Origin of the sequence: Corallincola spongiicola, from assembly GCF_004284785.1 — a bacterium.
In the GTDB taxonomy this organism is placed as follows: domain Bacteria; phylum Pseudomonadota; class Gammaproteobacteria; order Enterobacterales; family Neiellaceae; genus Corallincola; species Corallincola holothuriorum.
Map to the genome: position 1 here is coordinate 863,924 of NZ_SHLY01000002.1, position 26,755 is coordinate 890,678.

General features: G+C 48.4%; 22 protein-coding genes. 12 read left to right on the plus strand and 10 right to left on the minus strand.

The features are described from left to right. Window positions 1-2 precede the first annotated feature (2 nt). The 4 genes from EXY25_RS09510 to EXY25_RS09525 form a co-directional block, all read right to left on the minus strand. Window positions 3-374, minus strand: a complete 372-nt coding sequence (locus EXY25_RS09510; protein ID WP_165419313.1) for a hypothetical protein — start codon at window positions 372-374, stop codon at window positions 3-5. Between the two features lie 95 nt (window positions 375-469). Then, entirely contained in the window at window positions 470-1,075 is a 606-nt protein-coding gene (locus EXY25_RS09515) for a hypothetical protein (RefSeq protein WP_130566550.1), read from the minus strand. Between the two features lie 58 nt (window positions 1,076-1,133). Continuing rightward, on the minus strand, window positions 1,134-1,568 hold the full coding sequence (locus tag EXY25_RS09520; protein WP_114338807.1) for a hypothetical protein: 435 nt from the start codon (window positions 1,566-1,568) through the stop codon (window positions 1,134-1,136). 159 nt (window positions 1,569-1,727) lie between these two features. Then, window positions 1,728-2,357, minus strand: coding sequence for a peroxiredoxin-like family protein (locus tag EXY25_RS09525; protein WP_130566551.1), 630 nt, complete (start codon window positions 2,355-2,357; stop codon window positions 1,728-1,730). A 251-nt stretch (window positions 2,358-2,608) separates the two neighbouring features. On the opposite strand from EXY25_RS09525, the gene EXY25_RS09530 reads away from it, so the two are divergent. From EXY25_RS09530 to EXY25_RS09550, 4 genes are all read left to right on the plus strand, one after another. Continuing rightward, window positions 2,609-3,223 carry an NAD(P)H-dependent oxidoreductase gene (locus EXY25_RS09530; RefSeq protein WP_130566552.1) on the plus strand — a complete coding sequence of 205 codons (615 nt, stop codon included), beginning with the start codon at window positions 2,609-2,611 and terminating at the stop codon, window positions 3,221-3,223. Next, a complete protein-coding gene (locus EXY25_RS09535) occupies window positions 3,220-5,196 on the plus strand; it encodes a cation:proton antiporter domain-containing protein (RefSeq protein WP_130566553.1) in 1,977 nt (658 codons plus the stop codon). Before EXY25_RS09530 ends, EXY25_RS09535 begins: the two co-directional genes overlap by 4 nt. Continuing rightward, window positions 5,193-5,741: an HD domain-containing protein gene (locus EXY25_RS09540; RefSeq protein ID WP_130566554.1), complete on the plus strand. Its 549-nt coding sequence runs from the start codon at window positions 5,193-5,195 to the stop codon at window positions 5,739-5,741. The genes EXY25_RS09535 and EXY25_RS09540 overlap by 4 nt, the downstream gene beginning before the upstream one ends. A 1,081-nt stretch (window positions 5,742-6,822) precedes the next feature. Further along, window positions 6,823-7,863 carry a carbohydrate-binding protein gene (locus EXY25_RS09550; RefSeq protein WP_130566556.1) on the plus strand — a complete coding sequence of 347 codons (1,041 nt, stop codon included), beginning with the start codon at window positions 6,823-6,825 and terminating at the stop codon, window positions 7,861-7,863. 38 nt (window positions 7,864-7,901) lie between these two features. On the opposite strand, the gene EXY25_RS09555 is transcribed toward EXY25_RS09550, so the two are convergent. Continuing rightward, window positions 7,902-8,294 (minus strand): hypothetical protein, encoded by a 393-nt coding sequence (locus tag EXY25_RS09555; RefSeq protein ID WP_130566557.1) that lies wholly within the window; start codon window positions 8,292-8,294, stop codon window positions 7,902-7,904. An 18-nt stretch (window positions 8,295-8,312) separates the two neighbouring features. Then, window positions 8,313-8,504, minus strand: a complete 192-nt coding sequence (locus EXY25_RS09560; protein ID WP_130566558.1) for a hypothetical protein — start codon at window positions 8,502-8,504, stop codon at window positions 8,313-8,315. Window positions 8,505-8,836: 332 nt separating this feature from the next. On the opposite strand from EXY25_RS09560, the gene EXY25_RS09565 reads away from it, so the two are divergent. From EXY25_RS09565 to EXY25_RS09575, 3 genes are all read left to right on the plus strand, one after another. Continuing rightward, the gene (locus EXY25_RS09565; RefSeq protein WP_246019532.1) at window positions 8,837-9,514 is read left to right on the plus strand and encodes a DUF4124 domain-containing protein; all 678 of its coding nucleotides are present in this window, start codon (window positions 8,837-8,839) and stop codon (window positions 9,512-9,514) included. A 102-nt stretch (window positions 9,515-9,616) separates the two neighbouring features. Then, window positions 9,617-10,267 (plus strand): CAP domain-containing protein, encoded by a 651-nt coding sequence (locus tag EXY25_RS09570; protein ID WP_130566560.1) that lies wholly within the window; start codon window positions 9,617-9,619, stop codon window positions 10,265-10,267. Between the two features lie 162 nt (window positions 10,268-10,429). Next, the gene (locus EXY25_RS09575) at window positions 10,430-12,622 is read left to right on the plus strand and encodes a prolyl oligopeptidase family serine peptidase (protein WP_130566561.1); all 2,193 of its coding nucleotides are present in this window, start codon (window positions 10,430-10,432) and stop codon (window positions 12,620-12,622) included. Between the two features lie 86 nt (window positions 12,623-12,708). Here EXY25_RS09575 and EXY25_RS09580 read toward each other — a convergent pair whose 3' ends face one another. From EXY25_RS09580 to EXY25_RS09595, 4 genes are all read right to left on the minus strand, one after another. Next, window positions 12,709-15,948 (minus strand): S41 family peptidase, encoded by a 3,240-nt coding sequence (locus EXY25_RS09580; RefSeq protein WP_246019533.1) that lies wholly within the window; start codon window positions 15,946-15,948, stop codon window positions 12,709-12,711. A 190-nt stretch (window positions 15,949-16,138) separates the two neighbouring features. Further along, window positions 16,139-16,735 (minus strand): glutathione S-transferase N-terminal domain-containing protein, encoded by a 597-nt coding sequence (locus EXY25_RS09585; RefSeq protein WP_130566562.1) that lies wholly within the window; start codon window positions 16,733-16,735, stop codon window positions 16,139-16,141. A 239-nt stretch (window positions 16,736-16,974) separates the two neighbouring features. Further along, the gene (locus EXY25_RS09590) at window positions 16,975-17,655 is read right to left on the minus strand and encodes a hypothetical protein (RefSeq protein ID WP_130566563.1); all 681 of its coding nucleotides are present in this window, start codon (window positions 17,653-17,655) and stop codon (window positions 16,975-16,977) included. A gap of 150 nt (window positions 17,656-17,805) precedes the next feature. Then, window positions 17,806-18,711 carry a histone deacetylase family protein gene (locus EXY25_RS09595; protein WP_130566564.1) on the minus strand — a complete coding sequence of 302 codons (906 nt, stop codon included), beginning with the start codon at window positions 18,709-18,711 and terminating at the stop codon, window positions 17,806-17,808. A 149-nt stretch (window positions 18,712-18,860) separates the two neighbouring features. Between EXY25_RS09595 and EXY25_RS09600 the strand changes: the two genes are divergently transcribed. The 5 genes from EXY25_RS09600 (at window position 18,861) to EXY25_RS09620 (ending at window position 26,747) form a co-directional block, all read left to right on the plus strand. Then, the gene (locus EXY25_RS09600; RefSeq protein WP_130566565.1) at window positions 18,861-20,648 is read left to right on the plus strand and encodes an ABCB family ABC transporter ATP-binding protein/permease; all 1,788 of its coding nucleotides are present in this window, start codon (window positions 18,861-18,863) and stop codon (window positions 20,646-20,648) included. Window positions 20,649-20,832: 184 nt separating this feature from the next. Continuing rightward, window positions 20,833-21,183 (plus strand): hypothetical protein, encoded by a 351-nt coding sequence (locus EXY25_RS09605; RefSeq protein WP_114338791.1) that lies wholly within the window; start codon window positions 20,833-20,835, stop codon window positions 21,181-21,183. A gap of 51 nt (window positions 21,184-21,234) precedes the next feature. Further along, the gene (locus tag EXY25_RS09610; RefSeq protein WP_130566566.1) at window positions 21,235-21,753 is read left to right on the plus strand and encodes a hypothetical protein; all 519 of its coding nucleotides are present in this window, start codon (window positions 21,235-21,237) and stop codon (window positions 21,751-21,753) included. A 191-nt stretch (window positions 21,754-21,944) separates the two neighbouring features. Next, a complete protein-coding gene (locus EXY25_RS09615; protein WP_130566567.1) occupies window positions 21,945-23,669 on the plus strand; it encodes a SulP family inorganic anion transporter in 1,725 nt (574 codons plus the stop codon). A 195-nt stretch (window positions 23,670-23,864) separates the two neighbouring features. Continuing rightward, window positions 23,865-26,747: an EAL domain-containing protein gene (locus EXY25_RS09620; RefSeq protein WP_130566568.1), complete on the plus strand. Its 2,883-nt coding sequence runs from the start codon at window positions 23,865-23,867 to the stop codon at window positions 26,745-26,747. Window positions 26,748-26,755: the final 8 nt, after the last annotated feature.

Genomic DNA, 26,755 nt, shown 5'->3' on the forward strand with positions numbered 1-26,755 from the left:
AGTTAGCCGTGTCCTTGGGTGATCGCTATTAATTTTTCTACGCAGCACTTTGCCGCGTTTTCATCTTTAAAGGTGAACGCAATACCATAATGGATAGGGTTGGCGGATTTGTGAACTCGGGTTGGAAATCGCGTCATTTCAGAGTAATGACAATAGCCCGCTTTGGACTTAACGCCATCAATGCTGTTCAAGTCACTTAGGAATAGCTCGTAGGCTGGACGAATAATCAGTTGTGCAGCGTCATTTTCGACAAACATATAAAACGCTTCTTTTGAATCTGGCAGCATATATTCAGTGATTTTTTTGATACTAAAATTGGTACGGCAGCCGAGCTCTGTTAATACCGTATGCATCTGGTTCTGACTAATCGGCAAAGTAGTGTTCCTTATATATGTTTGTTCTGTCTTCGGCGTTTTGGTTAAGCTAGATAGCCCGTGTGACATCTATATTAATGAGTGTTTTTATTTGCTTACGATGCAAGCAGCACTTTCACTGGGATCTTCCAGGTTCGGGTGATATTTTCCATTCGATAGACATACTGAAAGCCAATTTCCCAATGAAAGCTATTGTTGCTCAGAGGATTGTTGGTTCTGATGATTTCATCTTTAGGTACATCAAAACGAAAATGAAGCAGAGATTTTCCTGCCTGTAACTCAATCTCAACGGTTGTGGTGGTAGACCAAAGCTCTGCAGCACTATTGCCCGAGGTTTGATTGTGGGATGTGCATATAGAGGATAATTTCAATGTGGTTATTCGCTGAAAATCGGGTTGGTTGATTAATATTGTTCCGCTTAAAAGCGTCGACTCTGAACTGCGCTCGACGTGAAGCGTGAGTGGCGTGAGGCCGAGCATCATAAATTTTCGGTTTTGGAACTTTCCGATTAAAAAAAACAGGCCGGCCATCGCCAAAAATGGTGTGATAAAAAACAGCGGTTTGAGTGATATTTCGTTTCGTATGATTGAAATAGCTGATAACAGGCACACTGTGAACATGAGTCCGGCAAGAATATAAAAGACCTTTCCGACAGACTTTTCTTGGCTGTTAATCACGGCTGCGTTACTGATAAAACTCACCCAAATTCTGTGCTGTCCAATTCCAGCACGTTAGCTTTGCAACCATCCTAACCTAGATTTAGTAGACGTTGGTTCCATTTCTTTCTGATTGTGAAATTTGGTGGTGCAGCCACTGCTTGGCTTCATCAATATTTGTAAAGAAGGCGTAGGGTAGCTCGGTATTTTCATAGATAGATGTCCAAAAGCTCTCTACTGTCGTTGCATAGTGCGGATCTGCAATAACCACCGCCGTTGCTACTAGGTTGAGTGTTGTGGCATGTCTAATGGTGGTAATCATCGCTTGTTTGGCTTCGATAGGCAGTAGCGGGATCCCTTTCAGCAACACCAAACTGCCCCACGGTTTCTCTTTTAATAGTTCGCGGTAGCTCTGCACCCTTGCTTGGTACTCCATGATCATTTCTATATTGGCCGGGCCTTCGCCTTCAATGATCAACAAGCCTTCCGATATCGATAACTGAAGCTTGCCATGGCTGGGAAATTGATGGGGTGTCATAGCGCGTCCTTGGCTGGAGAGTGAACGTGATGACTATAAGAGTAGCAGGTGTGTAATGTTGGAGGAGGAAATTGGAGGGGTGATAAACCTAAGATTAATCGTCGATTCACGGATACCCCTGGCGCTGCGGCCAAGGGCATCTCTATGTCAAATCGGGCACTATTTGTGTAACGCCAGTTCGGCAGCTTTTAGCAGTAGCTCGGGCTGAATGCGGACTTTGTAGTTCGGATGGACATAATTAAACTGAACTAAGCCCTGTTGATCGACCACATAAACAGCGGGTACCGGCAGTACGATGCGATCATCCCCCTGCTCAGACGCAAAAACTGCCCCCATTTTTCCGCGGTAACGCTCAGCCGTTTTATCATCTAGATAAAACGCCAGACCAAACCCTTGACTCGCTGCCAACGAACGATCCGACAACAGTTGGTAGCCCAGCTCTCGGTCTTTACTGGTTTCGGCTAACTGCGCTGGGGTGTCTGGCGATATAGCCAGCAATTGATAACCCATTTTTGCCAACTTGGATTCTATCTCCTGCAGGCCACTCAGCTGCGCATTACAAAACGGACACCAGCCACCACGGTAGAAAATAATCACAGTAGGCTTCTGCTTGCTTAGTTCAAGTAGAGAAATTGCAGTACCTTGCAGATCTTTCACCTGAACATCTGGCACGGTTTGACCATTCATTAATGGGCTAACCGATTCTGCGTCATCGGCGATTTTTGCCATTACGGCGGTGGGGATGAGAATAAGTGCAGCGAGCAGTCCGCCGACAAATTGTTTCAACATGGATAAATTGTCCTTGTAAAAAAGATAAATGTAGCTCGGGAAATGAGACCGATTGTTGCTTGGTTTTCTTTCATCGTTAGTTAAAAAAGAACAGGTGGTTAGTGGCAAAGACTAGCAAAGTGTTGTTGTGATGCGCTGTTACGTCTTTTAAGTCGCTTTGGTGCGTTGAGCCAAATAAAACTAACTGCTTGTTTAATAGTCATCTTTTGCCATGATTAATTGCAGTGTGAAAAATCTAGAGTCAGGCTGTTATGAAACGAAAGATATTGCTGCTTTTTGCTCACCCCTCACAGCATCGCTCAGAGGTAAACCTGCCGCTTTATAAGGCCGCTAAGAAAATCGATGGCGTGACCTGTGTGGATCTATACCGAGAGTACCCTGATTATTACATCAACATCGATCGAGAGCAGAAGCGACTGCTAAGCCATGACATCGTTATCTTTATGTTTCCCTTGTATTGGTACTCCACGCCCGCGCTCTTAAAAGAATGGCAAGATTTGGTATTGGAGTACGGATTCGCTTATGGGCAGGGCGGTGATGCGTTGCAGGGTAAGTGGTTTTTGAACGCGTTGACGGCTGGTGGTTCTGAGCAGGCATACAAGGCTGAAGGCTACAATCATTTCCGCTTGGATGAATTATTGCAGCCGTTGCAGCAAATGGCGGATGTGTGCGGTATGCGGTATTTACCACCTTTCGCCATTTTCGGTTCACGCACAGCTGCTGCAGAACAGCGTCTAAAACAACATGTCGACGCATGGCAGAGGTTACTTCTGGCAATGACCGAAGGGCGTTTTGACATCGAAAAAGGCTGCAAGATGAGCAGTCTGACTGAACAGTTAGACGAACTCATATCGGAGGTCATATGACGGCGTATTTAGGGCAAGCATTCGTCTATCTGGTGGCTGCCGTCATTATGGTGCCGCTGGCCAAACGCTTTGGTTTAGGTTCGGTGTTGGGCTATTTGGTGGCCGGTGTCGTTATCGGTCCTTTGACTGGTTTGGTTGGGGCTGAAACTGAAACGCTACAGCACGTTGCTGAATTTGGTGTGGTTATCATGCTGTTTTTGGTGGGGCTAGAGCTGCAGCCGCAAATGCTGTGGCAAATGCGTAGTAAGCTCATCGGGCTGGGTGGTATGCAGGTGGCTGGCTCCGCATTGCTGATTTCAGGCACGGCTTTGTTGTTCTCTGTTGATTGGCGCATGGCCGTCGCTATTGGTTTGATATTTGCGCTGTCGTCGACAGCGATTGTACTGCAAAGCCATGGTGAGAAAGGCTGGTCCCATACCGAAGGTGGGCGTAGCTCCTTTTCTGTGTTGTTGTTTCAAGATATTGCCGTCATCCCCATTTTGGCATTTTTACCCTTCTTGGCGATGCCCGAGCCTGACGTTGTTGCTGATCTTGTCCATGGCGGTGCTGAGATGGCTGGCGCTGCAGGTGAGCACCATGCTGATGATTCATTGGCAGATTTACCCCCCATGATTTATGGCTTAGCAGTGATAGGTGCGATCAGCATTGTGATTATTGTGGGCCAATTCTTAAGTACGCCTTTGTTTCGCTTTGTCGCTAAGTCAGGTTTGCGAGAGGTGTTTACCGCCACGGCGCTTGCGCTGGTGGTGGGTATTTCAGCGTTGATGAGTATGGTGGGGCTATCGCCTGCCTTGGGGACGTTCTTGGCGGGTGTTGTGTTAGCGAACAGTGAGTTTCGGCATGAGCTTGAGTCCAATATTGAGCCGTTTAAGGGGCTGTTGCTGGGGCTATTCTTCATTACTGTTGGGGCAGGGATCAGTTTCACTGTCTTAGTGGATAACCTCGGATTTCTTATCGGTGTGACGGTGGCGGTGATTTTTGCCAAAGCGCTGGTGCTCTATCTGCTGAGTATTGTCTTTAAGGTGCGCGGCAGTGATCGTTGGATCTTAACGCTGAGTTTGGCTCAAGCAGGTGAATTTGGCTTTGTGTTGCTGGCGTTTTCGCTGCAGATCAATGTGCTAACGGCAGAGATGGTTGAGCTATTGGCGATGGTGGTGGCGCTGTCCATGTTTCTAACGCCACTGCTGTTTATTTTACTGGAAAAGGTATTGATGCCAAAAATGGAAAAGGCGACCAATGAGCAGCAAGAAGAGGATGTGATTGACGAAAAGGGCCAGGTGATTATCGCGGGCGTTGGACGTTTCGGTCAGATAGTTAATCGCCTGCTACTTGCCAATGGTGTCTCTACCACAGTATTGGATCATGAGGCGCAGCGTGTTGATTTGCTTAGACAAATCTGTATTAAGAGTTACTTTGGTGATGCGACACGGTTGGAGCTGTTACATACCGCGGGCATCGATGAGGCAAGCTTACTGGTGGTGGCAATTGACGACAGAGAACGCGCGATCCATCTAGTGCAAGAAGTGAAGCGACACTACCCGAATCTAACGGTGCTGGCCCGAGCATTTGACCGTGGTGATGAGTATCAACTTGAGCATGCCGGCGCGGATATTGTTGTGAAAGAGACCTATCATTCGGCACTTTACATGGGGGGAGAAGCGTTGAAGGCGCTCGGGTATCACCCATTTCAGGCTGAAAATCTTAAGCAGGCCTTCAACCAGGTAGAGTTGGACAACCATCCTGAGTTACGTGCGGACTGGATAAGTACCAAGCATGAGAAGGGGATCAGCGCCAGTTACAAAGAGCTCTTTATCAAGTTAGATGGTGCCTTGGTACAGGCGATGAAGAAAGATCGCAGTGATACACACTCCCATGAAGAAAGGGGATGGACGCCGCCCCCAGCTGGATACGATGATTTGTTAGAGGCGCAACAAGCGGATCATACTGATGGTAAGGCGCGGAGCGGACAATGAAACAGCCAGAAATAGAAACCGAGATCCCGCTGATTGAAGAGATACTTGGTTCTTGGCAAACAGCCTTGATGGCTGATTATCAAGGCTACAAGAATCATGTGTACCGCATGCTGCACTTCTGTTTTGCGTTGCATGAGTGCCGTGGTGATGAGCGGGAGAAATTGATTATTGCCGCCTGCTTTCATGATTTAGGTATATGGCCGGAAGGTTCCGTCGACTATTTGCCGCCTTCAATGGCTTTAGCCAAGAATTACCTGGAAAAACGCGGTCGTGTCGACTGGGAGCAGGAAGTACTATTGATGATCGATATGCATCATAAACTGCGCCCGTACACGGACCCGCGTTTTCCACTGGTTGAAATCTTCAGACAAGCCGACTTGGTGGATGTGTCGTTTGGTAAGATCGGCAAAGGCATTCCTAAACCATTTATTGAACAGGTTAAGGCGGTATTTCCTAATGCCGGCTTTCATCAACGCTTGCGCCAACTGGCTTGGCAGCACTTTAAGAAAAATCCATTTAACCCCATACCGATGATGAAGTGGTGAGTCTAAATAGAGTGATGAGGTGACTTAATACCGCAGGATAGTCAGGCTGGGAGAGGGCGTATTTTTATGTGCGAATGACTACCGTTGGTCGTGGCGCTGTATTGTTCATATTCCTGATGACAAGCAATCGTCAAACGTGGAATGAACGAGCGAGTAGTTAAGCTAGCAGGAAACTGATAGATGTTTCTTTGCGTAACCCTCTTCATCCCGTAGCTTGACGATGAAGAAGGCTTTATATCCCGATAGGTTAGACTGGAGGGGTGATACTTTGCAGCATTTCGACCAACTCTTGTTCCGTTCTCGGTTCTTTTGTCAACGTGACTTCCGGTGTCGCGCCGCCTCTTAAAACATAAGCGCGGGTGCTGCAGTGATCGTAGTGGTACCACAGTCCATTCACACAGACGTTGCTATAGCAACGCGGGTCTTGTTTCAGTGTCATCGTTAGCCACCTATTTAACCTTATTTATCCTGAGGCTAATAAAACCTAACCCTAATTTGTATAAAAAAAGGTCAATATGTTGATGGCGGTAACAGTTCGTTAGTTGAGATTGTTGCCTGCTCGATCTTTTTGGATAAAGGTCGATGAGTGTCACGTGGGCAGGTTAAGTACTATTTCGTCGCCTTATCCCGTGCCACTGAAATCGTCTCTGAGAACCATCCTGGTGATGCAGTGCGATGCCACTTTGTCGCAACGAAAATGAACCGTTTAGCTACCTGCCCAAACAAGTCGGCAGGTTGAATGTTGGCTGTCTTTAATAGCGCATCTTTTTGGTATCGATAACATTTTGGTTCGCCTTTCCTTCCTGTTTTTTCTGCAGGCTTTTAGTCGCCTTTTTTACTTTATCATTATGATTTTTAGCTATTTTGCTTGTCTCTTATATTTCATTAGATTGCTGTCTAGTGTCCTGAGTTACAGCCGATCGGCTTTGTTGTAGGGTTGTGGTATCAGTACCATAGTGCGAACTAATTTCGTTCTTAGACCGAATTCTCGCCATTCTTACTTCCGCACATTGCTATATTTTGCGATGCACGCTGCGCCATAAGTAGCGGCATAAATACAAAATATTCCAAGGAAAGCGATATGTTGGGAAAAGCTATGTCACTAAAAATCGTTGTCGGCTGCCTGCTGATGTCTCTGTCTGCTTTTGCTGCAGAGGCTGCTGAAGAGGTTCGCCTGAAACATGCTCAATTTACACCTTACTATGAAAACGGATTTGACTATTCTGAGCTGGAAGGCGCCGTTGAAGTTAAGAATATCGGCCCATCTAAACAGGTTTGGTTGCACTATCAGGCAGAAGATGGCCAGTGGGTTGATCATCCTGCATTTTATGTTGCGGCAACCAGTCATGGGTACGAAGCATTTAGCTTTCGTTTGCCTCTCTCCGGCTCGGTCTCTGGTGTCCAGTTTGCTATTAAATATCAGGTTAATGGTCAAACTTATTGGGATAATAATGGCCTGCAGAACTATCAATTTGATGGCACCACTCAGACTGATTTTAAGCATCAAGCGGTAGCGTTAGATGATGCTTATCGTGATTCTTCGTTGATTTCGGTAAAGGCGCGGGCACGTCATCAAGGCAGTGCGGATAAGGTCACCATGGTTTATACCGGTGATGACTGGGAGCATAGCTATCGTAGAGAGTTAACTTTAAGTCATACCGTTGCTGACGCGAACGGTGTCAGTGGTGTTTGGACGGGCGAACAATATATTGAGTACTACCGCCATTTCGAGTTCTATTTGGAATATAGCTCGGGCCAACAGACCCAGATTGATAACTACTACGGCAAAAATTATCGTTTATTCAGCACGGGCGATGCGATCGGGCAGCGGCCATTGTTGCAGCGTTACCCTCAGGTCTATTTCCGTGGGCAACCAACGGGGTGGAACTCTATCCCAATGACCTTGATCGATGATTATACCTGGTCGATTGTTGTCTATTTTGATGGTTATACCGATTTTAAACTTGATGTTTATGACGATTGGTCACGCAATTTCGGTGATGACAATGGTGATGGTATCGCTGATCTTGATGGAGCGAACATGAAAGTTGGTACGGCGGGCTCTATTCGTATCATTTTTAATAGTCTAACGGGTGCTTACCAAGCCACACCTGCGAGCTAGCGGGTTGACCGTGAGTGCTTTGTTGCGACGCAGACTGGTTACTGGTCTTCGAACAAAGCACTCAATGTCATAACCACTAAGAATGCGGCGATGTGACCCGTGATGAATGCGAGTGGCATCCAAATGAGACCGTCACCAATATGAGAGGCATCGATGCCAATATCTGTGCGGTGGCTGACAAAAAATAGCAAACCGGCGGCGACTAGCGTGACGGGAACCGCGGTGGCATCAGAAGATAGCCCGCAATGGCCGCGATACTTCATCTCGTAGCAATGCATGGCGACATAAATCACACCTAGGCTGCTGCCTAAGTACCAAAATTGCGGGCCGGCCATTATGATGGGAAAGATCAGCCAAATAATAAAGTAGGCTGGTAATGCACTCCACAATATCCAATCTGTATTGCGCTTGTTCGACCCACTCTGGCTCATCTAATTTACTGCAGTGATTTAAAACGGAGGTGTAGTATGCCTCAGCATCTCTACTAGTTCATCTTCCGTACGCGGCTCTTTCTCTAGCGTGACCTCCGGCGAGGTGCCGCCTCTCAGCACATAGGCTTTGTCACTGCAGTGATCATAGTGATACCAAAGACCATTTACACAGACGTTGGTATAGCAGCGTGGATCTTGTTTAAGAGTCATCGTCTTCTACCCGAATTAACCTCAGTTATATTGAGGTTAAGTAAGCCGTCGGGATATGAGTATTACCATAAAGGGGTATATTTTTTGACCATTGAGGTTGAGCTGATCTAAATCAATTTTGGCTGGCGAGCATAAAACTGAAAAATATCTCTCTATCACACTGATGGTGACTGGCTTTGAGCTAGTGTATGGCGCTTTTTCTGCAAAGATTATTACGCGTGGTGTTTTTTTGACGGCGCGTGAAATTATTGACGGTTTATGGAATAATGCGCCGCTTAAACAGTCTTGACTACTCGTTGTAGTTTTGTTCTTCCAAGGGATGGATGGTTAAGGTGAAGTGTTGTTATCGTTGGCTTATTCTCATAAGTCTAGTTTTGGGGAGCGCAGCTCAAGCGGAAAGTATTTATTCTTGGGTTGATGAAAATGGTGTCACCCATTTTTCTACGCAGGTGATTAAATCCAATGCCTCGTTCACCTCATATTCGGTCGCTGATAGGCTTGATGATCTGCAGCGTAAAATTGCTGGATTTACGCCCGAAGGTGTGGCCGTAGTATCGATTGAAAAGAAAGGCCCTCGTGTTTTACTTACAGGAAAGAGTTCTTCAGCGAAGTCGCGACAAAAATTCAGTGAATTGTTGGTTGAAAATGGCTTTGGTGGTGTTCTTCCTCGGCATACTGGAGCGGCGCGCGCATCCAAGGAACTGTTTCATTTTTACATTTTGGAGCCGCAAACTAAGACTCAAAGTCTGGGTTTTATTAAACCGGCTAAAGATAGAAAAAAGCAGGTACTAAGTGACGCAGACTGGATTAACCAAGTGGGCGCAGAGGTGCCTGGTGAGATCCTTATCAGCAAATTTAAGGTGATTGACGGGGTGTTGATGGTGAAAGGCAGCACGCCAAGTCAGAATTACTTAGCTGAGCTGATGCAATCGATCAGCAAATACAAGTTGGGCGAGCCCACACTGACAAAATACAAAGGCAAGCAGTTCGTCATCATGGTGACGCCCTGATTGAGCGTTTCAGCTCCGGCTGATTATCTTTCTTTACCTTGAGTAGATATGCTGAGCTTTAATTGCGCGAGCTAGCTTGGCTTTTTTGGGACAGTAATAAGTATGACTAAGTTCTTTTTTGTGTTGGTGACCTCCTTTTTTCTGATCGCCTGTGGCGGAGGTTCATCTTCTGGTGAAGTATCGCCAACCACAGACACGCCTGAAGCCGAAACGCCTAGTGAAGGTGATGAAAGCGGCGGCGATGAGCAAGCTAGTGAGGGTGATGGCGAAGAGGGTGAGCAGGACAACGAACAACCCTCTCCCGAGAATATCGACTACTCACAAGTGCTTTGTGATGACGATTTGTCAGCGGTCATCCACTTGATCAATCAGCTCCGCGCACAATCGCAAATGTGTGGAGAAGAGGCCTTTCCAGCGGTGGATGCTTTATCCATGAATGCCCTGTTAGACCGAGCCGCTGAAGGACATTCAGCTAACATGGCAAACTACGACTTCTTTGATCATACCGGGTTGGATGGCAGTTCGCCGGGGGATCGCATATCGGAGCAAGGCTACGATTGGCGTTCTTATGGTGAAAATATTGCCGCGGGTCAGTTTAATGCGCAACAGGCGGTTAATGGATGGATGAACAGCCCCGGTCACTGCCGTAATATTATGAATCCTAACGTGACCGAGATGGGGTTGGCCTGTGTTGAAAACAGCAGCGCCAGTTATGGTCGCTATTGGACCCAGGTGTTTGCCCGTCCGCAGTAGTGTGACTACTTTGGCTAATCTAAGTAATTAATTATTCGTTTTGCTGCTGAACACTTCGATTTACACCGCTGTTACAAAAGTCACGGGTCTGATGCTGGACAAACCTCTTCGCAAAGCATAATTTCTTCTAGATATGTGTACTTGGTTTCATCAAGGAATGTTATGAAATATAAGATCTTGTCGTTGGCACTAGTAGCGTCACTTACTGGCTGCAGTGATAACAAGCCAACCCCCTCGGAGGTCAACATCGATACACCAACTGCCACAGAAGTTGATGCGGCCGCGGCAGGCTTTCAGCTGGTTTATCCGGAAACGCGTAAAGACGGCACGGTCGATACCTATTTTGAAACCCTAGTGGGTGACCCTTACCGTTGGCTAGAAGATGACCGGAGTGATGAAACGGCGGCTTGGGTTGCTGCGCAAAATGCCGTGACCTTTGGTTACCTTGAGCAGATCCCTTACCGGGAACAGATTGAACAGGTGCTTGAAAAGCAGATCGATTATGAAAAAGTGAGCGCTCCGTTTATTGAGGGGGATTTCAGCTATTTCTATAAGAATGATGGTCTGCAAAATCAGGATGTTTTGTATCGTCAGCCGCTGGTCAATGGTAAGCCAGAAGGTGACGCATCGGTCTTTTTAGATCCAAACAAGTTCAGTGCCGATGGCACAACTTCCCTGTCCGGGATCAGTTTTTCTAAAACGGGACAACTGGCGGCGTACCAGATCTCTGAAGGTGGCAGTGATTGGCGTAAGATCATCATCATCGACGTGAAGACGTTGGCGCAGAAAGGTGAGCCGCTGGTGGATGTTAAGTTCAGTGGTATCAGTTGGCGGGGTGATGAAGGTTTCTATTACTCTAGCTATGACAAGCCTGAAGGCAGTGAACTGTCAGCAAAGACAGATCAGCACAAAGTGTACTTTCACACGCTGGGGACGCCACAGTCAGCTGATGCGCTGATTTTTGGTGGTACGCCGGAACAAAAGCACCGTTACGTGTTCGCTGAAGTGAGTGAAGATGGGCGTTACTTAAGTATTGGCGCTGCGGTTTCAACCTCCGGTAATAAGCTATATATCAAAGATCTCTCTAAGCCAGAGAGTCAGCTCGTCACCGTGCTGGATCATACCGATTCTGATACTGAGCTATTGAGCTCCGACGGTGAGCGTTTGTTGTTGGTGACCAACCTTGATGCACCAAACAAGCGGGTGGTTGAAGTGAGTTTTACCGATCCCGCGCCGGCAAATTGGAAAGATCTGATCCCGCAAACTGATAACGTGCTGGATGTCGTCACGGCAGGGGGCAGCCTGTTTGCCAGCTATATGGTCGATGCGATATCGCAAGTGAAGCAATTTGATATGCAGGGTAAGCTGCTGCGTGAAATCGCATTGCCTGGCCCGGGCACGGCCAGTGGTTTTGGCGGCAAAGCCAAGCAGGAAACGGTGTATTACACCTTCACCAACTACAAAACACCAGGCACCATTTTTAGTCTGGATGTCGCGACGGGCAGCAGTGATGTCTATCGCAAATCCAATTCGCCGTTTGATCCTGAGCTGTATGAATCAGAACAGGTATTCTACGAATCCAAAGACGGCACTAAGATCCCGATGATTATCACCTACAAAAAGGGCACACCAAGGAACGGCAAAACACCGACTATTCTGTATGGCTATGGTGGTTTTAACATCAGCCTAACGCCTTATTTCAGCTCGGTGAATGCAACCTGGTTAGAGCTGGGCGGCGTTTATGCGGTAGCGAACCTTCGTGGCGGTGGAGAGTATGGTAAAGCCTGGCACGATGCAGGCACCAAAATGCAGAAGCAAAATGTGTTTGATGACTTTATTGCCGCGGCTGAATACCTGATTGCGGAGCAATATACATCCAGTGATTACCTGGCTATTCGTGGTGGCTCAAACGGTGGTCTGCTGGTGGGCGCGGTCATGACACAGCGTCCAGAGCTGTTTAAGGTCGCGCTGCCTGCGGTAGGCGTATTGGATATGCTGCGTTATCACACCTTTACCGCCGGCGCTGGTTGGGCGTATGACTACGGTACATCAGAAGACAGCAAAGAGATGTTTGATTATCTGCTTGGCTATTCGCCGGTACATAATGTAACTGTTGGAGTTAATCACCCTGCAACACTGGTGACAACCGGTGATCATGATGACCGAGTCGTGCCGGCACATTCGTTTAAGTTTGCGGCGCAGTTGCAGGAGAAACAGGCCGGACCTAACCCTGTTTTGATCCGCATAGAAACCAAAGCGGGTCATGGTGCAGGCACGCCAACCAGTAAAATCATAGAACAGTATGCCGATATCTTTGGTTTTACTCTGTACAACATGGATGTGAAATCGCTATAGCGAGCTATTGGTACTTTCAATTGCATATAAAAAACCCGGCTGATGCCGGGTTTTTTTTGCGAAGCTAGGTGTTTAGCACCAAGCTCTTAGAACTTAGTTGGTGCCGGTGGCGCTTGGAGTGCGGCGGCACGCTTTTCCGGTAGTTGTTTTAACAGCTCTTCTACCGCGCGTTCTACTGAGGGATCTTTACCCATAAAGATCAATTCAGGTCGGTCGATCACTTCGATGTCTGGCGATACACCCTCATTTTCTACCGCCCAATTGCCATCGGTATCCATAAAGCGGAAAGTTGATGCGATCACCATGCCGCCATCCACCAGACTTGGGTTACCCGAAATACCAATCAAGCCACCCCATGTGCGTGTGCCGATCAGTGACCCCAGTTTTAGTTTGCGGAAGTAGTAGGGTAGGGCATCACCACCAGAACTGGAGTAGCCGTTAATTAACATCGCTTTCGGGCCAACATGGCTGTAGTAGGGGGTTGCATTGGGCTCGGCACCACGGCGCTTCCAATAGTTAAGCGGTTCGCGCGCGAGCATGGCGATCATATGCTCAGGGATAAAGCCGCCGCCGTTGTATCGGTCATCAATGATCAGGGCTTCTTTATTCACCTGCGGTAAGAATTGCTTGAACAGCTCGCGGTTGCCGGCAAACAGCGTGTTAGGCAGGTGCACATAACCAACACGGCCACCAGACAGCTTATCCACATAAGCGGCGCGGCTTGCAACCCAGTCTAGATAGCGCAGGTTGGTTTCGCTCTTGATTGGTTTAACCAACAGATCACGACTGTCTTTGCCATTGGCTGCGGTTGATACGCTGAGGGTGATCGGTTTATTGGCACTGTTTTGTAGTAGCTCGTAGATATTGCTAACAGAATTACTTGGGATGCCATTCACCGCGGTAATGAAATTACCTTCACTGATGTTTACACCTGGCTCGGTTAACGGCGAACGGAACGCATCGTGCCAGTTTTCACCCTTAAAGATTTTACTGATGATAAAGTTGCCTGACGGGTGGCTCTTTATATCAGCGCCCAATAAGCCACCTTCTACACGGTCAACCTTGGGCTGCTCACCACTTTGTACATAGATATGGCCAGCATTCATTTCGCCAGCAACTTCACTGAGGATGTAGTCAAGATCTGTGCGGTGTCCGGCATGGTCGACCAATGGGCGGTATTTGTCATAGATCGCCTGCCAGTCCTGACCGTGCATGTTGGGATCATAGAACCAGTCCCGCAGCGTACGCCAACCATCGTTATACATCTGTACCCATTCAATCGCCGGGTCGATACGCATCTGCATGTTAGCCGTATCTAGTTTGCTTTTAGTGGGGTTCTGCTGCTCTTTGGCATCAATGATGGAGAAATCACCGTTGACCTTAACCAGCAACTTTTCACCGCCAGCGGCCAACCGGTATGCACTCACACCCGTGGTCACCTCTTTGGTTTTGGCATCATGCTCAAGGCTGATCATCTGCAACGCATATGGGGGTTCTGCGCCTGCCAATACGAACAGGTCACTTTCATTGGCGGCCAAATGGGTGTAACTCCCTGCTTTTGCGGCTAATGGTTGCGCCAGCATCTCCATCTTCGCTGCCGTTAGGGTGATTGGCTTGTTGGCTGACGGCTTGTCCTTATCTTTTCCGTTATCAGTTTTGCCAACGGTGACTTCATCACTGAGCAAGGCACTCGGCATGGTCACGCCGTCGTGCAAGGGGGCTGCGTAAATGCGGGTGGATTGGCTATACAGGTAGTTAAACTCGTGATCGCCAAAGGTCAGGTTGTAATCGCGATTGGAGAGAAAGTAGAGGTAGCGTCCTTGTGGATCGAACGTTGGTTCAAAGTCGGCGGTCCGGCCATTACTTAAGGTTGTACGCTGATTATTTTTACTGTCGTAAAGCCAGATCTGCGGTAAGCCGTTGGCGGCGATTTTGACATACGCCAGATAACGGCCATCGGCAGAAAATTGATAATAGGTAATATCATCAAAGCGCCCTTTGTCGACCTCAACCTTTTTGCCTTTCAAAGAGGTGAGCCATAGGGTTTGATTTTTATCTGCCCAAGCCAGTTTGTCTGAGCTACCCGCCCATACCGGAGCAAATTTCCAGATGCTGCTGTTTTTGGTGAGTTGCTGTGGCGCTTGCTTACCATCTTGCTGCTGGATGTAGAGCTCATATTCTCCGGTGGCATCACTTAGATAAGCGACATATCTGCCATCGGGTGACCAACTGGTGCTGTGCTCTCGTGCGGCTGGCGTATTTGACAAGTTGCGTGTTGGGCCGTTTTTCTCCGGCACAGTGAATAGTTCTCCACGAGCCGCAAACAGCGCACGTTTGCCATCATGGGACAGGTCGAACGATTCAACAAATTTGGCGACATTGCGGAACTTTGCTTGTCGATAGGGGCGTTCGCCTGCGACTTTAATATCTAATAGCGTGCTGGTTTTATCACCTGGCTGGTAGCGATAAAGCAAGCCGCCACTTTCATAGACGATCGCTTCTGGACCGGCACTGGGCCACAGCACATCGAAGTCATTGTGGTCAGTGACTTTGATCGGGTCACCATCAACCTGATACTGGAACAGATTGAGGGTATATTCGCGGTCAGACGCAAAGTAGATGTTGTCGCCAACCCATACCGGCTGATTGTCGGTACCGTCGTAGTGGGTGAGTTGTTGACTCTGGTTGGTGGCTAAATCATAGGTCCAGACATCTTGGGCGCGACCACCTTTATAACGCTTCCAGGTACGCCATTCTCGGTCAATCGGTGTATAAACTAAGGTTTTGCCATCAGGTGAGAGCATACCGCCACCCCCTTCAGGTACAGCTAGGGGGATCGGCATACCCCCGTTGACGGGTACCAACATCGGGCGCCCCATACGTTTACCCCAGGGCAGTCGGTTGGCGCGGAATAGCACATGCTTGCCATCCGGTGTCCAATCCAATACGCGATAGTCAAAACCACCGCGGGGTGCCATCGGCCCGACATCGTTGTAATAAGTGAGTTGTTTTAGATCACTGCCGTCGGTGTTCATCACCCAGACTTGGCGACTACCGCTGTACTCGGCAGAAAAAGCGATCTGCGAGCCGTCAGGAGAGAACTTGGGAAACAGCTCCAAGCCTTTATCGGAAGTTAGTCTTGTGGCTGTTCCGCCGGCAGTGGCGGCTATATAGATATCCCCCGCATAGACAAAGCTAACTTTGTCTTTATGAATATCAGCAAACCGAAGTAGATGGGTGTTTTCTGCGGCTGAACTGTCGGCGAACGCTGCGCCGGATCCCATGCATGCGGTCAGCAGCAAAGGCGATAACCAATGTTTTTTCATGTACAAGTCCCTGTGGAGATGAAGTTTTTTATTGCAGCTGATTTTTTACCTGTGTATGACCACTGGCATCAGTCTGTAGTGAACGATCATTAACAAACAAAGGATAGAGTATGGCTGAGATACAATGTTTTCCTAGGGAACATCTGTTACCGATTGTTAACTAAGGATATTAACCCTAAATGTTATCTCGCTACGTTTGTTGCCATTGCTCAGCGTGCGCTATTGCATCGTTTAGCAGAGGCCATGCTAACAACGCTTGTTGGTAGCGGCCTGCGTCGCCATCGAAATGGATCCCGTATGCGTTCAGTCGATAAGCCATGACGCTATAGAACGCATCGATTGCGCCAGGGGTGTCAAACATGAAAGGTGTTGCTGCGTTAGTGAAGATGTCATGGAGTCTGGCCAGCTCTGCTGCGATTGCAGCGGTATCTGTGATGGGTGCCACTGGGCGAGTAGAAAAAGGGCAGTTTTGCCGGATATTCAAAAACCCTGAATGAAGTTCTGCGATTAAGCTGCGTGCTTTTGCTCGGTCAGCTTGTACCTCTGGATAGAGCGCGCCATCAGTTAACTCATTTAGGTATTCAGTGATAGCGAGAGAATCATTGATTTCGATATCGCCGTCATAAAGCACGGGCACAAGCATGGTGCTTGATAGCTTAGCGAGCTGTGATTGGTAACCTTGCTGCTGCAATGGCACGACCACCAGGTCAACTTTGATAGCTGCGATTTGGCAGCATATCCATACACGAAGTGACCAAGTGGAAGCTGTGCCGACGACTAGCTGCATGGTTGAGCTTTCGGAGTTTAAGATAAGTATGCAGAATGATGTTAAAGCATGTGGAATTTGGAGCATGGCTATCGTAGTCGTGGTAATACTTATCGGCCTAAGTTTGAGATCTTACCTGTGATAGTGCTGCACAGCGTATCTTTCTCGTTGATAGAACCTGCTGAGATAACGATTGTGTCATCTCAGCAGATATTTCAGTGGTCCTTGATTAGTTGAACGATGTTAATTTTGCTTTCAGCCTATTTGGCTGCGCTATGTGATTGCCTGCGAAGTCTCATCAGGCAACCTGCAACCCATAGCAGAGCATAAGCCGCTGAACTTTCAGGCACTTTTACCGCTTGATATTCTGGAGGTAGCTCATCCAGCATTCGATATGCATTGTCGACTATTCCGCCTGAGTGAAAATTACCACTCTTTCCTGCGTCATATTTAGCGAAACCTTCATGGGCATATTCTAAGATTGCGCCATTTGCAATTGCATCTTGCCACGCTGATATGTCGTCATATAGGTTTGATGTGCAGCTATCGAACTCTATGCAGGGATAAGGTAGGTAGATCTCGTAATCTAATCCTTCTAAGTCAAAGTACTCCGTTGGATTGGTTTGTGAGACAAAGCTGGCAGAGAAAGCGATCTCGAACCCTCCCATCCATAGCACACCATGGAAAAAGTGACTGCTACCAATTCCCTGGTCGGTATTGAGTAAAAATTCATCACTTCCAATTCGCATTGTTCCAGCGACAATGGCGGTGTTGACGATGTCATAGTAGAAATTCCCTACAACAGTTTCTTGCCCAATCACATCCCTATCTATCTCAATGTCGATCTCTTCTTCGAGGGTGAATTCGATAAAATTGGCAGATACAGCACTACCATAGAGAGAGATGAATAGGGTAATCGCAAATTTGGCTAGTGTTTTCATAATAACCTTCCTTTGGTTGTGGGTATTGCGAAGTAACCATAGTTTGGATTTGGCTATTTAAAAGACGATTTTTTGGAATGCTTTAAATAAGTTGTGGCTAATTTAGCTTGCTTTGAGCTGGGGGTGGCAGTGAGCGCTACTGGCTCAAAACTAGATAAACAGCTTTGCTGCTTCTTCGATCACAATAGCGTGGCGAGCGGCGAGTGCTATCTGGTCTTCGTCATAGCCGCCACCAATCACGGTGGCAATGGGGATCTTCAGTTTCAGGCAGGTATTGATCACTGACTTGTCGCGGGCACGAATGCCATCGAGGGTGATATTAAGGAGCCCCAAAGGATCGTTGGCATAAACATCCACCCCGGCGTCGTAGATAACCAGTTCAGGCTGGGCTTGTTCGATGACCTGCAGTAGTGTCTCTTCGACCGTCTTTAGATAGTCACCATCCCCGAGCCCTTTTTCTAATCCGACATCCAGATCACTGATGGCTTTGCGGTGGGGAAAGTTCTTTTCACAGTGGATCGAACAGGTGAATACCTCTGGATCGTCCTCAAGTATTCGTGCCGTACCATCACCTTGGTGAACGTCACAATCAAAGATAAGTATCCGTTTAGCCTTGCCGGAATGGATCAGTTGGCGGGCAGCATAGGCGAGGTCGTTAAAGATGCAGAAGCCGGAGCCAAAGTCGTAATGGGCGTGATGGGTGCCGCCTGCGAGATGGCAGGCGACGCCATATTTCAGTGCCAGTTCGGCAGTCAACAGAGTGCCGTTAGGTGCCAGGAAGGTGCGCTGGCGTAGGCCTTCACTCCATGGGAGCCCCATGCGGCGTAACTCTTGGTCACTCAACGCATCTATGCTGAAGCGCTGAATATAGTGATAGCTGTGTGCCATGCTTAATTCTGCCGCGGAGCATGGTGTCGGCTGAAATAGATTATGTTGTTTTAGGATCCCTAACTCGCGCATACGTTGTTGCAGCAAGCCAAACTTATCCATGGGAAATCGGTGTCCGGCGGGAAATGGAAAACTGTAATCAGGATGAGCAACAATCGGCAGGTGCATGGTTGGCAGTTTGGCTTGGTTCGTACATTGTATTCGTGGCAGTGATGATACCGGATCACATTGATTGGTACAGACTGTAATCTAAGGTAACCTCGGTAACTCATTTCCGTTTTTTCCCGCTTTTTATTCTTTTCGGAGTCTTTTCCTATATGCGACAGCGCCATGCCCCAACCGATCCTAATGCGAAAATAAACTGGGCTGTGATCAAAATGCTATGGCCCTATATGCTGGAATTCAAGCGTCGGGTGGGCTTGGCCGTGCTGTGCTTGATGCTGGCAAAAGTGGCCAGTGTTGTCTTGCCGTTTGTGCTCAAACATTTGGTCGATGCGATGGATCGCTCGGCTCAGCCTTTAGTCGAGACCCTAGCATTGCCACTGGGATTAGTATTGGCTTATGGTCTGGTGCGTTTCTCCAATGTGCTGTTTGGTGAGTTTCGAGACACCTTGTTTGGGCGTGTCACCGAACGCGTTATTCGCCGTATTGGTTTGCGGGTGTTTGAGCATCTGCATCGCCTGGATTTGGATTTTCACCTCAATCGCCGCACGGGGGGGCTGTCTCGCGACATAGAGCGCGGTACTTCTGGCATCAACTTTTTGCTGCGCTTTATGGTATTCAATATCGTCCCTATCGTGCTGGAACTATTGATGGTCGTGGGGGTGCTGTTTTACAACTACGGCTGGCCTTTTGCCGTGATCACCCTGTTGTCGGTGACCACCTACGTCGCTTATTCCGTGGTGGCGACAGAGTGGCGTACGCGCTATGTGCGTGAGGCCAATGCCGCAGACTCCACTACAAACACCAGAGCGGTCGATAGCCTGCTGAATTACGAAACGGTGAAGTATTTTGGTAACGAGCAGTTTGAAGCTGATCGTTATGACAGCTCGCTAGCCGCGTGGGAGCAGGCTAAACGCAAAAACCGACTTTCCCTGTTTACCCTTAATGTCGGGCAGGCGCTGATTATCGCCATCGCTATGACCAGCATGATGGGGCTGGCCGCCTGGCAAGTCACGCAACAAGCGATGACCCTAGGTGACTTTGTTCTTATTAATGCGTTTATGATGCAGCTCTTTATGCCGCTCAATTTTTTGGGTTTTGTTTACCGCGAGATGAAAGGCTCGTTGGCTAATATCGATGAGATGTTTGGCTTGCTGACCAAGCAACCCAAAGTGGTTGAAGTAGAACAAGCTGCCACCCTGAATATCACCGATGGCGCGGTGAGCTTCAATGATGTCAGCTTCCACTATCATCCCGATCGTCCCATTCTGAAAGGGATCAGCTTTAGTGTCGCCCCGGGGCAGAAAGTCGCAGTGGTAGGGGAGAGCGGCGCGGGCAAATCGACGCTAATGAAATTGTTGTTTCGCTTTTATGATGCCAATAGCGGCGAGATCTGTATCGATGAACAACCGATTGCTAAGGTGTCGTTAGCGTCATTACGGGCGGCGATAGGGATCGTGCCGCAAGATACCGTGCTATTTAATGATTCGATTCTGGAAAATATTCGTTATGGTCGCCCTGACGCCAGTGATGAAGAGGTGGCTGAAGCTATCAAACTGGCGCACCTATCCACTTTTATTGCACAACTGCCGCAAGGCTGGGATACCACCGTTGGTGAGCGAGGCTTAAAACTCAGTGGGGGTGAAAAGCAGCGGGTAGCAATTGCCCGCACCATACTAAAAAGGCCACCGATACTGGTGTTTGATGAAGCGACCTCTTCCCTTGATAGCCAGTCCGAGCAAGCGATCTTGGCAGCCATGGCTAATGTCACTAAAGGCCATACCAGCTTAGTGATCGCCCATCGCCTATCTACCATTCAGGACGCAGACAAAATCATTGTGCTGCAGCAGGGCGAAGTGGCTGAGCAGGGCACTCATCAACAACTGCTAGCGGCTAACGGTATTTATAGCCGCATGTGGCAGATACAACAGCAGGAAGAGTGAATAACACAGAGAGCACTTACTGGCCTTGTATCGTGCCGTTGTCAGTGAGTCTTTTCTATTTCACATTTATCTACCAACTGTGTTGAGCGTATGGCCTGAATTCACGACAATAGTTCGATTACAAATGGAATTCATTATTGTGCCCGATCGGTTTTTCTTGCGGGCAGTATAGGAGCCGGAAAGGATGCGGATCACAGCGTTAGTGAGTTATGTCATGTTTGCTTTGGCCTTTATTGGCGCGGTGAAAGGGCATTTGTGGATGTGTGGGGTGTGCCTCCTGCTTGTTTTAGCTGCGCGGTGGGGCGAGTCCGTGTTTTGGGGTTGGCTCGGTAATTGCCTTACGGTGGCTGCCTCAGCTTATCTTTACCATATAGATAATCACCTGCTCGTTATGGGCCTACTGCTTGTTGGCGTTGCATTGTCATCATTACGAGAGGTGCTGTATTCCTCTTCCATTTTTGAAATATGTGGCAGTACCGATTCAAGCAGTGACTCAGGAGGAGGCTCAGGCTCTGACTGCGGAGGTGGAGACTGAGCTCTGCTATTCGTTTTATCTGAATGCATGTGACATTAAAGGAAACGCTTGATGTTTTGGAATAAAAAGAAAAAAGCCGCCTTGCTTGATGAACCTAGAGCCCACCATTACACCCTGGCGCATATTGCCTTTCGTTACTTTTGTGATTCAGATCCTGAGCAGTTCTTTCGCGTGATGGCATCCGACTCGCAAGCTGTTGTCGATATGCTGTGGGAGAAAGTATGCCAGCAGTGTGAAGGGGAGGCTTCGGTAGACCTTGATATCGCAGAGCTGGCTGTTACGCCCCTGAAAATTGCCGACTACCCGGCGCTACTGATTGAGATGCCTGCAGCACGGGCGATCGTTGAAGCCATGATGATTCTGGTGGTATTGACGGAACCGCTTGCGTCGTTAGAGCAGGTGGAAAAACCAAGTTATCGCTATTTTGTCTTGGAGCTAGGTGAGCCTGCTGACGAGAAAGAAATGACAGTATTTTGTGAGTGGGCAGATGACAATCACCTTAACCGCGGAGAGGGATGCGAGCCTACGCCAGATGCCTTTATTCAGCTTGTTGCTAGTGTGGTTGAGTAACGGTTGAGAGGCCACAATCCGTTACCCTAACCTGACTCCCAGCAACCATTGCGATAGCGTTCAGCGAGCTGGTATTGATGTCGCTGACTAAATCGTAAATTTAGGTGTGAGCAGGCGGATCAACTTCACACTGGTTGCCAGCATTCTATTCTAGTATTTAAAGACATTGACCGAGTCATGGAGGCGCATCAATGCATGCTAGATCTAAGGGAGTAACACGCTGGTTGCCAGGACTAGCGAGTTTTAAAGGGTATCAGCGTCAGTGGTTTAGTCGTGATATGACCGCGGGGCTGTCGGTCGCCGCAATTGCTTTGCCGGTCGGTATTGCCTATGCCAGCTTGGCTGGCGTCCCCCCGGTTGTGGGTATCTATTCCGCGATATTTCCTCTGTTAGCCTACGCCCTGTTTGGATCCTCTCGCCAGTTGATGACTGGCCCTGATGCCGCTACCTGCATCATGGTCGCCGCCAGCTTGGCACCACTGGCGAACGGTAACAGCGATCAGTATCTGGCGATGATGGTGGTATTGACCTTAATGACAGGCGCACTGTTCATGCTGGCTGGGATCGGCCGTATGGGCTTCATTGCGAACTTCCTGTCGCAACCCGTACTGACTGGCTATCTCAACGGTATCGCCTTGATAATTATTGTCGGTCAACTGCCTAAATTTTTTGGTTACCAGAGTGCTGGCGGTGGGATTGGGGAGCAGCTGCCTGAGTTTTTTATCCAAGTGACAAATGCCGATCCGGTAACAACCATCTTGGCTGTTAGTTTGTTGATTTTATTACTCATGGTGCGCCGATTTGTACCTTTGGTACCCAGTGCCATGGTGGTGGTTGTTGTCGGTATTGTTGCTGTGATGGGGCTGCAACTGGAGCAGCGGGGCGTTGCTGTGCTCGGAGAGATCCCTGGGGGTTTGCCTTCGGCACATTGGGCGATATTTGATATTGAGATCTACAGGGAGCTGTTTCGCGACGCGGCAGGGCTTGTCTTGATCAGTTTTACTAGCGGGGTGTTAACGGCAAAGAGCTTTGCTAGCCGCAATCGTTACCAAATAGCCCCGAATCAAGAGTTAATTGCTTTTGGTGCCTGTAACTTGGCAAGCGGCTTGGCACAGGGCTTCCCCGTGACCGGCGCCGACTCTCGGACTGCAGTGAATAATGCGATGGGCGGGAAGACGCAGCTAGTTGGTATTGTGGCGGCGATCGCCATGCTGTTGATCCTCTTTTTTGCTACTGGCCCGTTAGCATCTGTACCGATAGCGGGGTTGGCGGCCGTCATCATGGTGTCTGCGGTGGGGTTGTTTGATCTCGACTCGTTGCGGGTGCTGTACCGGATGAGTAGTAAGGAGTTTGCCGTTTCGGTGATTACTACGTTGGGGGTGTTGATACTTGGTGTGCTTGACGGTGTCTTGGTGGCCGTTGTGTTGTCGTTAGTTTGGTTGTTGTCGGTTGGAGCAAAGCCGAAGGATTCGGTGCTGGGACAGAAAGAGGGCGTTAAGGGCTATCACGATATTAATGATTTTCCGGGGGCGGTGACGTGTCCCGGTTTACTGCTTTACCGTTTCGATTCAAATCTGCTGTTTTTTAATGCCGACTATTTCTGTGAGCGGGTTCGCTACTTGATAGCGAAAGCCAAACAGCCGGTGGATTGGGTGGTGGTGGATGCCAGCCCGGTGAATATCATTGATGGCACAGCGCTGCTGAAATATCGAGAGTTGCGCGAGCAGCTAGCGAGCGAAGGTATTGTATTGGCTCATGCTCAGGCAAAACGCAACTTGCGCAGACACTTTCACTCTAACTGGTTTGTTGAAGCGAAGGAAAAATACAGTGCTTACGAGTTCGACACAATTCAACAGGCGGTGGCAGCGTTTCAGGCACAACAGGAAGCGCATTTAGCCACTGACAACACTGATTGACGATTTGTCGCTGCACTTATGAAGGGTATCCGAGGTGAGAGTAATCACTCTGCATGTTGTGCCTTGTGCGGTTTGAATTAGCTCCCACTATGATCAGGTGCATTTGCGTAATGCTTGCTGCTATCTCATATTTAATTAGGTTATTAGCAAATAGAACCAGTTTGCTGGTTGATGAATGCGTAGGCCTATTACTTTTTGATCTTATTAAGCTACATCATCACCGCTGGGGCCATGGGTTTTGCGGCGTTAAACGCGCTACTGATGGCTATTTATGGCGAGCGCAGGCAGCTATATCGTGTCTATGCTTTGCTCTGTTTTCTGGCTGCCTGTTTTCAAGTATCTACCTATTTTTATCATTCAGCAGACTCTGTGGCTGATGCTGTTTTAGCACTGAAACTGCAAGTTGCTACCATCACTTTTCTGTATCCCACTTTTTATCTGTTCATCGAGTATTACACCAAGCGCCCTCTCTCTTTGGTTGTGCTGACTGCGATCTCAGTATTTTCTTTGCTGATTTTCACTTTGAATCTGCTCGAGCCTTTTGGTGTGCGCTTTAGTCAGGTTCATGGCCTTATTGAATCGGCTGTTACAAGTGAGTCATTGGTGCGCCTGCACGCTGAACAATCCCGCTACGGGATTGTGGTTCATGCTTTTGGCGTGTTGTTTTTAGCATGGGCATTGTGGCGGTTTGTTGATCTGTTACGTGCAGCCGCATGGCGAGAAAGCTTGCTATTTGGCGTTGGCATACTGCTGCTATTTGTCGGTGCCGTTGTTGGCGCGTTGATAGATAGTGGCATGATAGATTTTGTTTACGTTATTGGCTTTGGCATGCTGATCATCATCGTAATGATCAGCGTTAACTTGGCGCATGAGGCCCGTCAACAGCGCACTACGATGAAACAACAGGCCAATGTATTGCAGCAGACACAAGCGGAGAGCGCACGCCACCAGGCTTCACATCTACAACTGGCGCAAGTGGTTTATCAGTCCCCTGTACCCATTGTCATCACTTCACTGGATGGTGAGGTGATTAAACAGAATGCCACCAGCCAAACATTCTGGCGAGAGGAACTGCTTGGCATCAATATGATTGCGCAGCTAAGCGCGCTTTATCCAGAGACGGATCTATCCAGTGAGAATATATCTGCGCAGGGTGCTATTTGGTTGCCCGATGTGCCCAGCAACCAGTTTGCTGCTGAAATGGCGTTGACGAAGGAGAACGAATGTTGGCTTAAGTTCAGACTGTTTGTGATTAATTCTCCGGCTGGAAGCCCTCAGAATATTGCCATCATTTGTGAGGATGCGTCTGAACGCCATCTGTATACGGACAGCTTGCGGCAGATAGCTGAAGGGGTGGCCAGCGGCACTGGCAATGATTTTTACGACAAGATGGTGGTGCAGTTAACCAAGTTATTTGATGCCAAATATGCGTTTATTGGGTTACTGGACGAGCAGTATTCGCAAGTGTCGACATTAGCACTGTCGGTTGACGGTAAGATCAGTAACAATTTTTCTTATGAGCTGGTTGGTACTCCCTGTGCGAATGTAGTGGGCAACGACATTTGCTGTTACCCGAACAATGTTCAGCACCTGTTTCCGGATGATCAGCTTTTGATTGAAATGGGGATCGAAAGCTACATTGGTGCGCCAATGTTTGATGAAGAGGGTAAACCTTTAGGCTTAGTCGTTATTCTCGATACTAAGCCCCTGCGGCATACCGATACCGTACAGAATATTTTAGAGATTTTTGCTGCGCGTACGGGAGCGGAATTGCAGCGTCGCGCTGCCGAAGTCCAAGTGCGCAGAATGGCGTACGAAGATTACCTCACGTTATTACCGAACCGCGCGCTGACCTATGAGCGGGTGGGTGTATTAATTAAGCGGCTGCGCCGAAGCGGGAAGCTTGCTTCACTCTATCTGCTCGATATGGATCATTTTAAGAACATCAATGATGTATTAGGGCATGACGTCGGTGATGAAGTACTTCGCGCCTTAGCTAAGCAGCTGCGCGTTACTTTTGCTGATAATCTATTTATCTCCCGTGTTGGCGGGGATGAATTTGTACTGGTTGATGAGTACAACAGTGAGCCCGTTTATGTAGAGCAACTGGCCGAGCTAGTGAATCAGCCATTACAAGTCGGCGATCACCTGATCGATATTGGTGCCAGCATTGGTGTGTGTGCCTTTCCTCAGTCAGAGCAGACACCATTGGATGTGCTGCGTCACGCGGAGCTGGCGCTTTACCAAGCAAAGAAAGCGGGGCGCAACAGGCATGTTGTTTATCAAGTTGAGCTGGAAAATGAGGCGAAGAATCGACTGGTGATCCAGAATGCATTGAAGAAAGCACTGCATGCTGATCAATTGAGTTTGTATTACCAGCCACAACTGACCGCCGACGGCCAGATGTTTGGTGCCGAGGCACTGCTGCGTTGGCATGATCCTGAACTTGGTTTTGTTTCTCCAGCAGAGTTTATTCCTATCGCCGAAGAGTCGGGTTTGATCCACGCGTTAGGTGATTGGGTGTTGCAAGAGGCGTTAGCGCAACTGAAAGGTTGGTTGGCCAAAGGGTTGCCGTTTGCTGGTCACCTTTCTATCAATGTGTCGCCCTGGCAGTTTGCCTTGCCCAATTTTGTTGAACACCTTGAATCAATGATCCGGATCGGTGACGTAGATCCGGCAATGATCACTTTGGAGCTCACCGAAACAGGGATCCTTGTTGATGTTGAGGACACCATTAAAAAATTCAAACGGCTGCGCTCATTGGGGATCCAGATAGCCATGGATGACTTTGGCACCGGATACTCCTCGTTGGCCTATTTACGTGATCTGCCCATTGATATTTTGAAGATAGATAAAGCGTTTATTGATGAGTTGCAGAACAGCGACAGCTCACCTCTAACGGAATCGATGATCGCTATCGGCCGGAATATGGATTTACATGTGGTGGCCGAAGGGGTGGAGTATGACCGACAGGCGATCCGCTTGAAGAAACTTGGTTGCACTATTTATCAGGGCTATCTGTTTGCCAAACCGATGTCGGTGTATGACTTTGAGCAGTGGCTAGCTGCTCGCCGCTAATGTGTTGC